This is a genomic window from Amycolatopsis decaplanina DSM 44594, assembly GCF_000342005.1.
In the GTDB taxonomy this organism is placed as follows: Bacteria; Actinomycetota; Actinomycetes; order Mycobacteriales; family Pseudonocardiaceae; genus Amycolatopsis; species Amycolatopsis decaplanina.
The window spans coordinates 492,921-505,606 of record NZ_AOHO01000074.1; the positions used below are offsets into that span (position 1 = coordinate 492,921).

Annotated in this window: 13 protein-coding genes; 2 read left to right on the forward strand and 11 right to left on the reverse strand. The window is 69.5% G+C overall.

What is annotated here, in order from left to right:
• Positions 1–27: 27 nt before the first annotated feature.
• The 3 genes from H074_RS32225 to H074_RS32235 form a co-directional block, all read right to left on the reverse strand.
• Positions 28–765 (reverse strand): GNAT family N-acetyltransferase, encoded by a 738-nt coding sequence (locus tag H074_RS32225; protein ID WP_007034276.1) that lies wholly within the window; start codon positions 763–765, stop codon positions 28–30.
• A 78-nt stretch (positions 766–843) separates the two neighbouring features.
• Positions 844–1,914 (reverse strand): glycosyltransferase family 4 protein, encoded by a 1,071-nt coding sequence (locus H074_RS32230; RefSeq protein ID WP_007034277.1) that lies wholly within the window; start codon positions 1,912–1,914, stop codon positions 844–846.
• 78 nt (positions 1,915–1,992) lie between these two features.
• On the reverse strand, positions 1,993–2,781 hold the full coding sequence (locus tag H074_RS32235; RefSeq protein WP_007034278.1) for an inositol monophosphatase family protein: 789 nt from the start codon (positions 2,779–2,781) through the stop codon (positions 1,993–1,995).
• Positions 2,782–2,799: 18 nt separating this feature from the next.
• Between H074_RS32235 and H074_RS32240 the strand changes: the two genes are divergently transcribed.
• Positions 2,800–3,495, forward strand: coding sequence for a creatininase family protein (locus tag H074_RS32240; protein WP_007034279.1), 696 nt, complete (start codon positions 2,800–2,802; stop codon positions 3,493–3,495).
• On the opposite strand, the gene ribA is transcribed toward H074_RS32240, so the two are convergent.
• Genes ribA through H074_RS32270 form a run of 5 tightly spaced genes read right to left on the reverse strand, consistent with a single transcriptional unit; the run spans position 3,451 to position 8,320 of the window.
• On the reverse strand, positions 3,451–5,043 hold the full coding sequence (gene ribA, locus H074_RS39655) for a GTP cyclohydrolase II (RefSeq protein ID WP_007034280.1): 1,593 nt from the start codon (positions 5,041–5,043) through the stop codon (positions 3,451–3,453). The genes H074_RS32240 and ribA overlap by 45 nt on opposite strands.
• Positions 5,040–5,858, reverse strand: coding sequence for a methyltransferase domain-containing protein (locus H074_RS32255; RefSeq protein ID WP_007034281.1), 819 nt, complete (start codon positions 5,856–5,858; stop codon positions 5,040–5,042). The genes ribA and H074_RS32255 overlap by 4 nt, the downstream gene beginning before the upstream one ends.
• Entirely contained in the window at positions 5,855–6,922 is a 1,068-nt protein-coding gene (locus H074_RS32260) for a glycosyltransferase family 4 protein (protein WP_007034282.1), read from the reverse strand. The genes H074_RS32255 and H074_RS32260 overlap by 4 nt, the downstream gene beginning before the upstream one ends.
• Positions 6,919–7,317, reverse strand: a complete 399-nt coding sequence (locus H074_RS32265) for a 6-pyruvoyl trahydropterin synthase family protein (RefSeq protein WP_007034283.1) — start codon at positions 7,315–7,317, stop codon at positions 6,919–6,921. The genes H074_RS32260 and H074_RS32265 overlap by 4 nt, the downstream gene beginning before the upstream one ends.
• Before the next feature lie 22 nt (positions 7,318–7,339).
• Positions 7,340–8,320, reverse strand: coding sequence for a zinc-dependent alcohol dehydrogenase (locus H074_RS32270; RefSeq protein ID WP_007034284.1), 981 nt, complete (start codon positions 8,318–8,320; stop codon positions 7,340–7,342).
• 59 nt (positions 8,321–8,379) lie between these two features.
• Here H074_RS32270 and H074_RS32275 point away from each other — a divergent pair, with 59 nt between their 5' ends.
• Entirely contained in the window at positions 8,380–9,075 is a 696-nt protein-coding gene (locus H074_RS32275; RefSeq protein ID WP_007034285.1) for a CDP-alcohol phosphatidyltransferase family protein, read from the forward strand.
• On the opposite strand, the gene H074_RS32280 is transcribed toward H074_RS32275, so the two are convergent.
• The 3 genes from H074_RS32280 to H074_RS32290 form a co-directional block, all read right to left on the reverse strand.
• Positions 9,076–9,438, reverse strand: coding sequence for a tautomerase family protein (locus H074_RS32280; RefSeq protein ID WP_007034286.1), 363 nt, complete (start codon positions 9,436–9,438; stop codon positions 9,076–9,078). It abuts the gene before it with no gap.
• Position 9,439: 1 nt separating this feature from the next.
• A complete protein-coding gene (locus H074_RS32285) occupies positions 9,440–10,003 on the reverse strand; it encodes a TetR/AcrR family transcriptional regulator (protein WP_007034287.1) in 564 nt (187 codons plus the stop codon).
• 65 nt (positions 10,004–10,068) lie between these two features.
• On the reverse strand, positions 10,069–12,651 hold the full coding sequence (locus H074_RS32290) for a sensor domain-containing protein (RefSeq protein WP_039923777.1): 2,583 nt from the start codon (positions 12,649–12,651) through the stop codon (positions 10,069–10,071).
• Positions 12,652–12,686: the final 35 nt, after the last annotated feature.

The following is a 12,686-nucleotide window of genomic DNA, read 5'->3' on the forward strand; positions in this document are numbered from 1 at the left end:
GAACCGTCCTTGCCACTCACGAGGCGCTCAGAAGGGGTGCTCCATCCACACGTTCGCCTCCACGTAGACCCCGCAGTCCCGCTCGACGTTCGCGTGCACCGGCGCGATCCCGCCGGGAATCACGTTGTCGCCGTCGGCGAGTTTGACCCCGGTCCACTCCTGCCAGTCCGCGATCGAGCCCGAAATGGTCACCGCGAACGGGCACACCTTGATCATCCGCGCGCCGAGCCGTTCGTGGGTGCGCAGCCAGCGGTCGGCGAACAGCCCGTCCTCGCGCCGCCGGATGGCGTACTCCTCCATGGGGACGTCCGGTTCGTCTTCCTTGCCGATCGGGCGCACGGAGACGATCAGCCGCTTCAACCCCGTCTCGGCCGCGCGTGCCTTGAGCGCCTTGAGCATCGGCGTGGACAGGCCCGTCCCGCGCATTCGCGGCGCCACAACGACTTCGAGTGCGCACAGGGTGTCCGGCGCACGGCCGTCCATCAGGTCTTGCGCGGCCCACTGGATCGCCTCGTCCCAGCCGTGCGCCGGCAACTCGCGGCGGTCTTCGGCGGGATAGGTCAGCGGGACCGACAGCGCCCGCGCGATCGGTTCGCCGTCGTCGTCCAGCGCGATCAGGAAGTACCGGGACCAGTGGCGCAGGAACCGTTCCGGGGTGATCATCTTGCCGCTGAACCCGGCGTAGATGAACTCACCGCCGACATCACCGAGATCCAGCGCGGGATCGAGGAGATCGGGACGGGACGCAAGATCGACGATTCGCATGCCGCCCAGTCAACCGAGCCGGTGATCGGCCCGATAGCTGCTTCCGGGCGATGATCAAGCCGGCTGACGCGGCGCGGCCTACAACCGGGAAAGGACGTCGGTGAGCCTGCCCGCGGCGACGTCCCACTCCTCGAGGACGCTGCTCCGCGCGAGCGCCGACGTCCGCAGGGAATGGCGGAGTTCGGCATCGAGCGACCAGCGCAGCAAGGCCGTCGCGAGCGCCGACGGGTTGTTCGGCGGCACCAGCATGCCGGGGACCCCGCCGCCGGGCGCTGCGCCGAGCGCGTCGTGCGCGCCGGCGGTTTCGGTGGCCACCACGGGGATTCCGCGGGCCAGCGCCTCGGCGACGACCAGTCCGGACGTCCCGCCGCGCGCGGGCAGGACGAGCAGATCCGTGCCGTCGTAGACCAGGTCGAGGTCGTCCGGCGGCTGGATGAGGCTGATCCGGGAACCGAGCCCGAGCCGTTCGACCGTCCACCGAAGTTCGTCGACGTAGGCGGGATCGTGGTGTGTCGCCCCGGCGAACACGCATCTGAACACCAGCTCGTCGACCATCGAGAGCGCCCGGATGAGCACGTCCTGGCCATGGCGTGCGGTCATGGGCGCGAGACACAGCAGCCGGGAGACGCCGTCGGCTCCGGCGGCGAGCGGGGCCGCGTCGGTGCCGGGTGTCGCGACGTAGACGCGGGTCGGGTCGAGGTCGTGCCGGTCGATCAACTGCCGCGCGAGCCACGGCCCGGTGGCGACGATCATTCCCGTCAGCCGCAGGGTCTCCCGTTCGCACGCGTCGAGTTCGGCGGCCTGCGCCGGGTCGAGCGCGGGGTCGTCGGCGAGCGGCCGGTGGACCAGGACGGCCAGCCGCAATCGTCGCGCGTGCGGGACCACGATCTCCGGGACGCCGCAGGCGACCGTGCCGTCGATCAGGACGATGGTGTCGTCGGGCAGCGCGGCGAGCGAACGGGCCAGTCTCGACCGGGACAGCGCCCCCGGCATCGGCCATTCCCCGGCGATCGGCAGTTCCAGCAGCGGGAGGCCGGTGGCCGGGAGGTTCTGGCACATCCGGCGGTCGTATTCGCCGCTGGTGTCCTCGGTGTCCCCCGGCAGGACGAAGACGACCGGTTCGGTCTCGCGGACATTCGAGGTGAACACGGTTACCTCCAGATGCGGGCGCCTTATCAGGGGACACGGAGCCGGCGCCTGGCCGGTTCACATCCGGAGCGGGAAATTTCAGCCGTTCACGCGCGCGATCGTGGCGACGATGTCGTCACGCAGCCCGGCCCCGACCGCGATCGTGGCCGCCGAACGCACCGTGTGGTCGCCACCGTCGGTGTCGACGACCACTCCTCCGGCCTCGCGTACCAGCAGGACCCCCGCCATCGTGTCCCACGGCTTGTTGGCGAGGATGACGCTCGCGTCGAGTTTGCCGTGCGCGACCCACGCCAGGTCGATCGCCGCGGAGCCGAGGAAGCGGACCCGCTGCACGCGGCCGCCGAGTTCGCCCAGCAACGCCATCCGGACCCGGTTCTTGACCTCCGCGCCCTCGCCGACCGCGAAGTCGCCGATACTCACGATCGCGTCGGACAGCTTCGTCGCATTCGACGCCTCGAGACGCTCTTCGCCCGCGTACGCACCCTGGCCCTCGGCAGCGGTGTAGGTGACATCGAGGAACGGCAGGGAGATCGCCGCGACCGTGCTCTTCAGACCGTCGACGAGGCCGAGCGAAACACCGCACAACGGAATGCCGCGCGCGAAGTTCGCCGTGCCGTCAACCGGGTCGAGCGCCCACCACAGGTCCTCGTCGCCCTCGTGCCCGCGTTCCTCGCCGAGGATGCCGATCTCCGGCGTCTCGCGCGCCAGGAATGCGCGGACGGCGTCCTCGACGGCGAGGTCGACGTCGGTCACCATGTCACGATCACCTTTGGCGGCAACGGAAAACGACGTCATCGAGCGGATGATTCCGCTCGCCTTGGCGACGGCTTCGCGGGCGACGGACAACAATGCGGCGTGGTCGGTCATGTGGGTACCGTAGCCGGAGTGAACCTGTTCCCGACGGCCACGACGGCCGACGAGCGCGCCCGGGGCGCCGAGGTCGCGGTGCTGCCCGTCGGCAGTTTCGAACAGCACGGCGCGCACCTCCCCCTGGCCACCGACGCGGTGATCGCGACGACGATCGCCGACGCCCTCGCCGCGGCGTACCCGGTGCTGCGGCTCCCGCCGATCACGATCGGCTGTTCGCACGAACACGCGGACTGGGCGGGAACGGTCAGCATCTCGGCCGCGACGCTGTACGCCGTGGTGAACGACATCGCGGCCTCGCTGCGCCGTTCCGGAGTGCCGAAACTGGTGCTGGTGAACGCGCACGGCGGCAACTACGTCCTGTCCAACGTGGTCCAGGAGTCGACGTCGCCGATGGCGCTCTTCCCCGGCGTCGAGGGCTGGCAGGCGGCGCACGACGCGGCCGGGCTGGAGACGTCGCTGGACAGCGACATGCACGCGGGGGAACTGGAGACCTCCCTTCTGCTGCACGCGCATCCTTCGCTGGTCCGGCCCGGCTTCGCGGAGGCGGACCAGCTGGCCGACGACAGGCGGCACCTGCTCACCGTGGGGCTGCGGCCGTATTCGGAGTCCGGTGTGGTGGGGCGGCCTTCGCTGGCGACGGCGGAGAAGGGACGGCTGGTGCTGGAGTCACTGGTGGAGAGCTTCGGGGAGACTCTGGCCGCGCTCGCTTGAGCCGGCCAGGTCCAGATGCGGCAGGAAGTGGTGCATCCGTTCCTGTTTCGTCCGCAGGTACCGCAGGTTCTCGTCGTTCGGCGTGACCAGCAGCGGCACCCGCTCGCTGATCCGCACCCCGTGCCGTTTCAGCTGGTCGACCTTCGCCGGGTTGTTGGACAGCAGCCGCACCGACCGCACCCCGAGATCGGTCAGGATCTCCGCCGCGGCACGGTAGTCGCGCGCGTCCACCGGCAGCCCGAGCGCGATGTTCGCCTCGACGGTGTCGAGGCCTTCGTCCTGCAGCCGCATCGCTTTCAGCTTCGCGAGCAAGCCGATTCCGCGTCCTTCGTGTCCCTGTGCGTACACGAGGACTCCGGCGCCCTCGTCGACGATCGCCCGCAGCGCGGCGGCCAGCTGGTCTCCGCATTCACAGTGCATCGAGCCGAACACGTCGCCGGTGAGGCATTCCGAATGGACCCGCGCCAGCGTGCCGAAGGTCGCGACGTCGCCGTGCACCAGCGCCATCTGCTCGGTGCCGTCGGCGTCCAGGTACCCATACGCGCGGAAAACGCCGTAATGGGTGGGCAGTCTGGTCTCCACGACCCTCTCGACGGTCATCGGGTTTCTCCTGTCTGTTCGGTGACTCCTGACAGAGCGCGCCAGCAGAATGCCCGCGCCGGGAAGGCTGGAGACGAGCGCGAGCACGCCGTAGACGACGGCCACGGTGACGCCCTGCGCCGAACCGAGGCCCGCCGCGCCGAACAGCAGCGCGCAAACGCCTTCACGCGGGCCCCAGCCGCCGATGTTCAGCGGCAGCCCCATCGCGAGCAGGGCGAGGATCATCAACGGCAGCAGGTCGCCGACCGGCGCGGTGACCCCGGCCGCGCGCGCGGCGACGACGAACAAGGCGAGGTGCCCGGCCAGGGTGGCGGCCGAAAGCAGGCTCACGCCGGGCCAGGTCTCCTTGGTCAGCAGGCCGAGCCGCACGTCGGCGAGGGTGACGGCGAACCCGCGGCGCCATCTCGATCCACTGTGGATCCACCGCCTTCCGGCCGTCATCCCGGTGACGATGACCGCGAGAGCGAGCACGACGACCACGACGCCGGCGACCGTGACGATCCCGTCGATCGGCGGCGGCACCACGGAAGGCGCGCTGAGCACGACGGCGACCGAAGCGCCGATGACCATGATCTGCCCGGCCGTGCGCTCCAGCACCACCGCGCGGACGCCGCGCGGGACGTCACCGGCTTCGCGGCCGTGCTGCACGGCACGGTTGACGTCGCCGAGGACGCCCGCCGGCAGGACACCGTTGAGGAACAAGGCGCGGTAGTACTCGCGGACGGCGCTCCCGAGCGAGAGCTCGAGACTGAGCCGTCGCGCGACCAGGCACCAGCGCCACGCGCTGAAGATCGTGGTGGCGAAACCGATCCCGAGCGCCGCGACGATTCCGCCGGCGTCGACTTCGCGTAGTCCGTCCAGGAACGCTCCGGTGCCCACGTGCCAGACGAGCACTCCGAGGATGGCGAGCGCGCCGAGGATCCGAAGCCAGGGCCAGAACCGTTTCACGCGGGCACCACCAGGAGATCTTCGTGCTGGATCACCGCGTTCAGCTCACCCGCCGCGCACTGCGCGAGCCGCCACCGCAGGTAGTCGTCCCCGTCCGGCGAGAGCTCCGGCCGCTGCTCGCAAGCGGCACCGACCCAGCCGGTGAGCCATTCCGCGGTCAGCACGGCCTGATCCGCCCCGAGCCGCCATGGGCTCGCAGCGCGCCGCACGGTGGCGCCGAGCCGTTCGAAGACCCCGAAGGCGACGTCCACCGCGTCCGGGCCGAGCAGCCACCTGCCGTCGGTCACCCTGCGCTGGTGCGCGTTGAAGGCGTCGGAGATCTCGATGTCGAACTTGTCCTTGGGCGACAGCACGACCCGGCCCGAAACGCTCAACGTGAAGAGGACCGCGCAGCCCGCTTTGACGCAGGCTTCCGCAAGCCGGGACATCTCTTCGGCGGTGAGCAGGTCGAGCAGTGCCGACGCCGCCACGAGGGTGGTCCCGGCGAGGTCCTCCGCGCGCAACTCGGTGATGTCACGCTGTTCGGTGACGACGGTGACTTCGCTACCGTCCAAAGCGTGCTCCGGACGGCTGGTGCGGGCCAGCGCGTGGGTGAGCAGGTCGGGGTCGCGGTCGTGCAGGATCCAGCGCTGGCGGCCGGGCAGCCGCCTCGCCAGCCAGCGACCGAGCGAACCGGTCCCGCAGCCGAGATCCCGGATGACGACGTCGTCCTGTCCGCGCAGGAACGTACGCACCGGCTCGATCAGTTCGGTCGCGCGGGCGGCGGCGTCGGCGTCTTCACGCAACTGAAGCCAGCTGGGGGCGTACTTGGTCATGCCGCCGTCCTTTCGCTCAGCAGTACGGCGGCGACGCCGCGGGCCGTCTCGTCCCAGCCGGTCAGCGTCTCGCGGCGAAGGCGTGCGGAGGCACGAAGACGGTCACGCAGTTCAGGTTCGGTGAGCCAGCGGCGGAGGGCCGCGGCCAGCGCTTTGACGTCCTCACCGGGGACGAGCATCCCGGGCACACTGCCGTCGGACGCTTGGCCGAGCGTGTCCGGCAGGGCGTCGACGGCGGTCGCCAGCACGGGAATGCCGTGCGCGAGCGCCTCGGTGACGACCATCCCGTAGGTCTCCGCGCGCGAAGGCAGCACGAGAAGGTCTGCAGCGGCGTACGTCGCTTCGAGTGCTTCGCCGGACCGCGGACCGGTGAGAGTGAACCGATCGCCGAGCGAGTGTCGCCGCAGGCGTTCGACGTAGCGGGTCTCGCGGCGGATGGCGCCGACGCACTCACAGCTCCACGGGAGATCTTTGAGCGACTTCAGCGCGTCCGCGAGCAGGCCTTGCCCCTTGCGCGGCGTCACGTTGGCGACACAGACCAGGTGCGTGCCGTCCAGGCTCCCGGAAGCGACTTCGGCCTTGTCGACCCCAGGCGGCACCACGTGCACGCGGTGCGGGGCGAGGTCGTGGTGGTCGATCAGCCGTCGCGCCGCCCAGTCGCTGGTCGTGACCACTGCCTCGACCGCGCCGAGCGTCTCGGCCTCCAGCCGGTCCAGTTCGGCGGCGAGCGAGGGCGAAAGTCCCGTTTCGTCGGCCAGCGGCAGATGCACCAGCACCGCGATCGACAGCCGCCGGGCCGCGGGTCCGATCACCTCGGGCACCCCGCAGGCGACCAGCCCGTCGAGCAGGACCGCGGCACCGTCGGGCAGTTCGGCCAGCTCGCGCGCCAGCACCTTGCGCGCTTCGGTGTCGGGCCGCGGCCAGTTCCCGCGCACGGCGATCTCGTGAACCTCCATTCCCGCCGCGGCGAGACCGTCGCACAGACGTCTGTCGTAGACGTTACCGCCGCTGGGCGCGCTCACGTCGTCGATGTCGTTGGGCAGGACGACGTGGAGGCCGGTCACAGCGCACGCTCGTAACTCGCCCACGCGACGTGGGATTCGTGCAGCGAGACGGTGATCCCCTCGAGCCCGCGCGCCCCCTCACCGAGCGCTCCCGTGTGGACGCGGTCGGCGAGCCTGTCGGCGATGACCTTGGCGAGGAATTCCGTCGAGGTGTTGATCCCGGCGAACTCGGGCACGTCGTCGAGGTTGCGATAGTTCAGGCCGGCGAGCACCGCTTTGAGCTCTTCGGTCGCCTTGCCGATGTCGACGACGATGTTGTCGGCGTCCAGTTCGGACCGGCGGAACGTCGCGTCCACCAGGAAGGTCGCGCCGTGCAGCCGCTGCGCGGGGCCGAACACCTCACCGCGGAAGCTGTGGGCCACCATGACGTGGTCGCGGACGGTGATACTGAACAACGGACCTCCTCAGGTCGTGTCCTTAACGCGTGTCCTCCATCTGATAGGTGACACGGAGGCAGAGCGTTCCCGGTTCATTCGCGGCCAGACGCCCCACGACGTCGGGTAGTTCCCGGAAGCGGCATTCCCCGCTGACCAGCACTTCAAAGCCTGGATCGGCCAGAAGGCGCAAAGCGAGCGCCAAGCGGTCGGCGTAGCCGCGGTTCAGGCGACGGGACGGCGAGACCATGCCGACCTGGCTGCTGCGGATCGCCAACCGCCGTGAATGGAAGTTCTCGCCGAGCGGGACGCTGATCCGGCGGTCGCCGTACCAGCTCAGCTCGATGACCTCGCCCTCCGGCGCGAGCAGTTCCAGCGACCGCGCGAGCCCCGCTTCGCTCGCGCTGGCGTGCACGACGAGGTCGCAGTCGCCCAGCGCGTCCTCCGGTGTCGAAAAGTCGACACCGAGCGCTTCGGCGATCTTCGCGCGTTCCGGGTCGACGTCGATCAACTGGACCCTGGTCGCCGGGAAACCGGCCAGCAGTTTCGCGACGCTGCTGCCGACCATCCCGGCGCCGACCACGGCGATCCGGTCGCCGAGTTTCGGCGACGCGTCCCAGACGGCGTTGATCGCGGTCTCGATCGTCCCCGCGAGGATCGCGCGCTCCGGCGGGACCCCGCGTGGTACCGGCGTGACGGCCGATGCCGGGACGACGTAGCGCGTCTGGTGTGGATAGAGGCAGAAGACGACTTGCCCGACCAGGTCCTCCGGACCTCGTTCGACCACGCCGACGTTGAGGTATCCGTACTTCACGGGCCCCGGGAAATCGCCTTCCTGGAACGGCGCGCGCATGGCCACACGTTGACTCGGCGGGACCTCGCCACGGAAGACGAGCGTCTCGGTGCCGCGGCTCACGCCCGTGCACAGGGTGCGGACCAGCACCTCGCCGTCGCCGACCGGAGGGAGCGTGACGGGCCTGATCTCACCGTCACCGGAACCACTGAACCAGAAGGCGCGTTCCATCGTGTCCTCTCTTGCCGGACCCTGGAGCGGGGTCACCGCCACCATAACGAGGAGGCCTCGTGATCAATCCCGGAGTTTTCCTGGGGGTCCTCGTCCAGCTGGCACTGCTGGGGACGCTGGACGCCGTCGCCGGGCTGGGCCCGCTGGGCCGGCTCGCCGGAGCGGCCTACGGCCTCGCCGTGGGCGGATTCCTGACCTACGGCCTGCACCGGAGCACCGCGCGCTCCCTCGGCCCCGCCGACGCCGTCACGCTCGTCCGGTCCGGGCTGGTCGGCTGCGTGACCGCGCTGGTCGTCGACACCGCGGGCCGGGAGGTCGTCACGATGGTCGTCATCGCGTCGGTCGCCCTCGCCCTGGACGCCGTCGACGGCCAGGTCGCACGCCGCACCGGGACGGCGTCACCACTCGGCGCGCGCTTCGACATGGAGGTCGACGCGTATCTGATCCTGATCCTGAGCGTGGTCGTCGCGCAGTCGCTGGGTCCGTGGGTGCTCACGATCGGCGCGATGCGCTACGTCTTCGTCGCCGCGAGCAGGCTGTGGCCGTGGCTGAACACACCGCTTCCGCCGAGCATGGCGCGCAAGACGGTCGCCGCGGTCCAGGGCATCGTGCTGGTCGCGGTGGCTTCGACGGCCTTGCCGATCTGGGCCGGTTTCGTGGTCACGCTGGGCGCGCTGGGGTTGCTGGTGTGGTCGTTCGGACGCGACACGTGGTGGCTGCTGGAGCAGCACGCCTTCGCCGCCGCTCCCGCCTGATCACGCGTACTGCGCTTCGCCGTTCCCGAACGACCAGTTGACGAGGTCGGTCTCAGTGATCGTGACGAGCACGTTCCGCGGCTCGGTTCCCGAGTACTGCTCGGCGAGTTCCGCGATCCGCCGGTAGAGCGCCTTCTTCTGCTCGGCGGTGCGTCCGGGCCGCATGGTGATCGCGACGAACACGATCCCGTCGTCACGGTGGATGCCGAGGTAGTCGTCGTATTTGAGGGTGCTCCGGCCGTTGAGGACCTGGAAGCGGTCGTCGGCCGGGATGCCGAGCGTCTCGACCATCGCGTCGTGGACAGCGTTGCCGAGGGCTTCGAGCTTGTCGGTCCCGACAGCATCGATGCGGACGAAGGGCATGTCACTTCTCCTTGGTGGCGAGCAGGCCGAGGGCGCCGTCGACGGCTTTCGCGAACACGTCCGGAGATCCGGCGGCGCGGGCGAGGACGTACCCGCCCTGCAGCACCGCGACCAGCGCGGTCGCCGTGGCGAGCGGGTCGAGCGCGGCGTCGAGTTCCCCTGCCGTACGGCCCTCGTCGAGCAGTTCGGCGAGACGACCGGTGAGCCAGCCGAAGGTCTTCTCGACCGGCCTTCGCAGGTCGGGGTCGGCCATCACGTCGGGATCCTGGGTGAGCTTGCCGACCGGGCAGCCCTTGAGCACGTCGCGCTCGCGGCGCAGATAGACGGTGATGCGCTCGACGACCGAGCCGGGACCGGAGAACTCGGCCTCCGCCCTGGCGCGCAGATCGTCGGCGTTGCGGCCGATCGCGGCGAGCGCGAGTTCGGACTTGCCCTGGAAGTGGTGGTACATGCTGCCCTGGCCGGCGCCGGAGCGCTCCTGGATCGCCTTCGGGCTGGTGCCGACGTAGCCGCGCTCCCACAGGAGCTCGCGAGTGCTCTCGATGAGCTGTTCCCTCTTGTCCACACCTAGACCGTACATACCAGTAGGTACAGAAACAAGGCGGGGCACCCGAGGCCGCAATTAGTCACCTACATGCGCCTCACGACGTGCGTGTACGCGGACTTCAGGTCCTTCACCGGGCCGGGTGGCGCGACCAGCGGTCCTTTCGCCCAGTCGCAGCCGAGTTCGTGCAGGACCTCCAGCTGCCGCGCGGTCTCGACCCCTTCGGCGACCACCACGAGGTCGACGGCGTGCGCCATCGCCATGATCCCGGCGACGATCGGCTCGGCGTCGCTCGACCTCCCGAGATCGGCCACGAACGAGCGGTCGATCTCGATCACGTTCAGATCGAGCCGGCACAGCTGAGCGAGCGAGGAGTACCCGGCGCCGAATCGTTCCGCGGTCACCCTCACGCCGGTCTTGCGCAGCGCGTCGACGGCGTCGGCCGCGTCCTTCAGCGCCGTCTCGTCGACGTCGAGGCTCAGGTCCTGCGGCACCAGCCCCGCGTCTTCCAGGATTGCCTGAACCACTTGCAGCAACGTGGGATCGCCCAGTTGGCGGACCGAAAGGCTCACATTCACATTACAGTGCACACCATGATCGGCACGCCATCGAGAGATCTCGCAGGCGGCCTTGGCAAGGACCTCCGCCCCGATGACCGTCAAAAGATCGTCGTCGTCGGCGATCTCGGCCAATTCCGCCGGATCGATCGGTCCCCGGACGGGGTGATCCCAGCAGGACTTCGCCTTCACCGCGACCATGTCACCGGTCCGCAAATCGACGACGGGCTGGTAAACGGTCTCGACCAGGCCTTCCGCGACGGCGTTCCGCAGATCCTGCTCCAGCGCGAAACGGTCTTGCACTCGTTTCCGCATGATCGGCGCATAGAACGCATAACGGCCGGGTCCGAATGTTTTTGCCTGATACATCGCCAAATCGGCGTCTTCCAGCAATTCGTCGGCACTGCGGGTATCGCCGGGTTCGGCGATCACTATTCCAATACTCGTATTGATATGCAGTTCGCGGCCGTGCACGGTGAGCGATTCGGCGAGCCGCCGCTGGAGGTGATCGGCCAGCGCCCGCACCTCGGCGGCTTCGGCGTAACCGGTGGTGATGACCAGGAACTCGTCCCCGCCGAGCCGCCCGACCAGGTCCGAAGGCCCGGCGGCGGCCCGCAGCCGGTCGCCGACGATGCGCAGCACCTGATCGCCGACGGTATGGCCGAGCGAATCGTTGATGATCTTGAACTTGTCGAGGTCGATGAACATCACGGTGGTCGTGCGCGCCGGATCGGCGATCGTGCGGCGCAGGTGGTTCAGCGCGAGCGTGCGGTTCGCGAGCCTGGTCAGCGGATCATGGGTGGCCTCGTAGGCCAGCCGTTCGCTGATCGCCCGGCGTTCGGTGATGTCGGCGAAGGACGTCAGCACCGAGGGCACGCTCTGACCCGGCGCCATCAGCGGACCGGAGGTCAGCGAAAGCCACCGATGCGCGCCGTCACGCCGCCGCACCTGCACGACCCGGCCGGTCTCGACCTTCCCGGACCGTCGCACGCGCGCGGACGGCAGATCGTCGACGGGTACCGGGACGCCGTACTCGTCATGCAGCCGCAGCGTCCGGCTCTCCAGGCCGACCAGGGAACCCGCCGGCACCCCGGCGATCCGGTGCGCCGCGGAGTTCGCCAGCTCGATGCGTCCGCCGGGGCCGACCAGCAGCACTCCTTCGTCGAGCGTCTCGACGACGGTGGCGAATTCGGCTTCGGCCCGGCGCTGCGCGGTCTCGTCGGCGCACAGCAGCACGTAACCGTCGAACATCTCGGCCGCGGAGACACGCACCGCCAGCGCGGTGCCGTCGGCGCTGTAATGCGTCGCCTGCACGACACCGCCCGCCGCGACGACCTCACGCGGACTCATCGGCGCGCCGACGACCTCGGCCACCGGGACCCCGATGACCTGGTCGAGTTCATGTCCGTAGACGGCCTCGGCCGCCGGATTCCAGCTCGTCACCAGCCCGTCGGGCGAGGTGGCGATGATCGCGTCGCTCGCGTGGCCGACCAGCGCGGCCTGAAACCGCAGACCGGCCTCGGCCGCCTTCTGCGTGGTCAGGTCGCGCATGATCACCTGATACGCGGGTTTGCCCTCCCAGGTGGTGAGCACCGCCTGGGATTCGACGGTGACACTTCGGCCCTGCAAGGTCCGCAGCGTCATCTCGGTCGGTTCGCTGAACGAGCCGGGCGAGGCCAGCGATCCGATCCGCGCCAGCAGCGCGTCCTGCGAGCCGGCGTCGACCAGATCCGTGATGTGCATCCCGATGATCTCGGTCGACACCCTCGCCCCGACGAACCGCATGGTGGCCGAGTTCACGAACACGACCTTGCCCCGCTGATGAACACAGATCCCGTAAGGGCTCGCCTCCACCATCGTGAGATATTGCGTTCCCAAAGTGCCACCATCGGAATTTTGCTCCAAAAGGCGGTACCCCTGACCGAGAAAGGCGAGCGCGGGTTCGCCACGCTGATCCCTCTCGGCGGACAACTCGGTCAGCAGACGGACGAGCGACGCGTGCCGGTCGGGTTTTCCCACCGTGCGGGTCGCGGCGCCGTTCGCTGGCGAGGAATCCTGATCCGAGGGCCGGTGGGTGTCGGGAGTCCCACCGTCGAGATCGTCAGGATCCATCTGATCCAAACCCCCTACTCGACTGATGTAGCTTC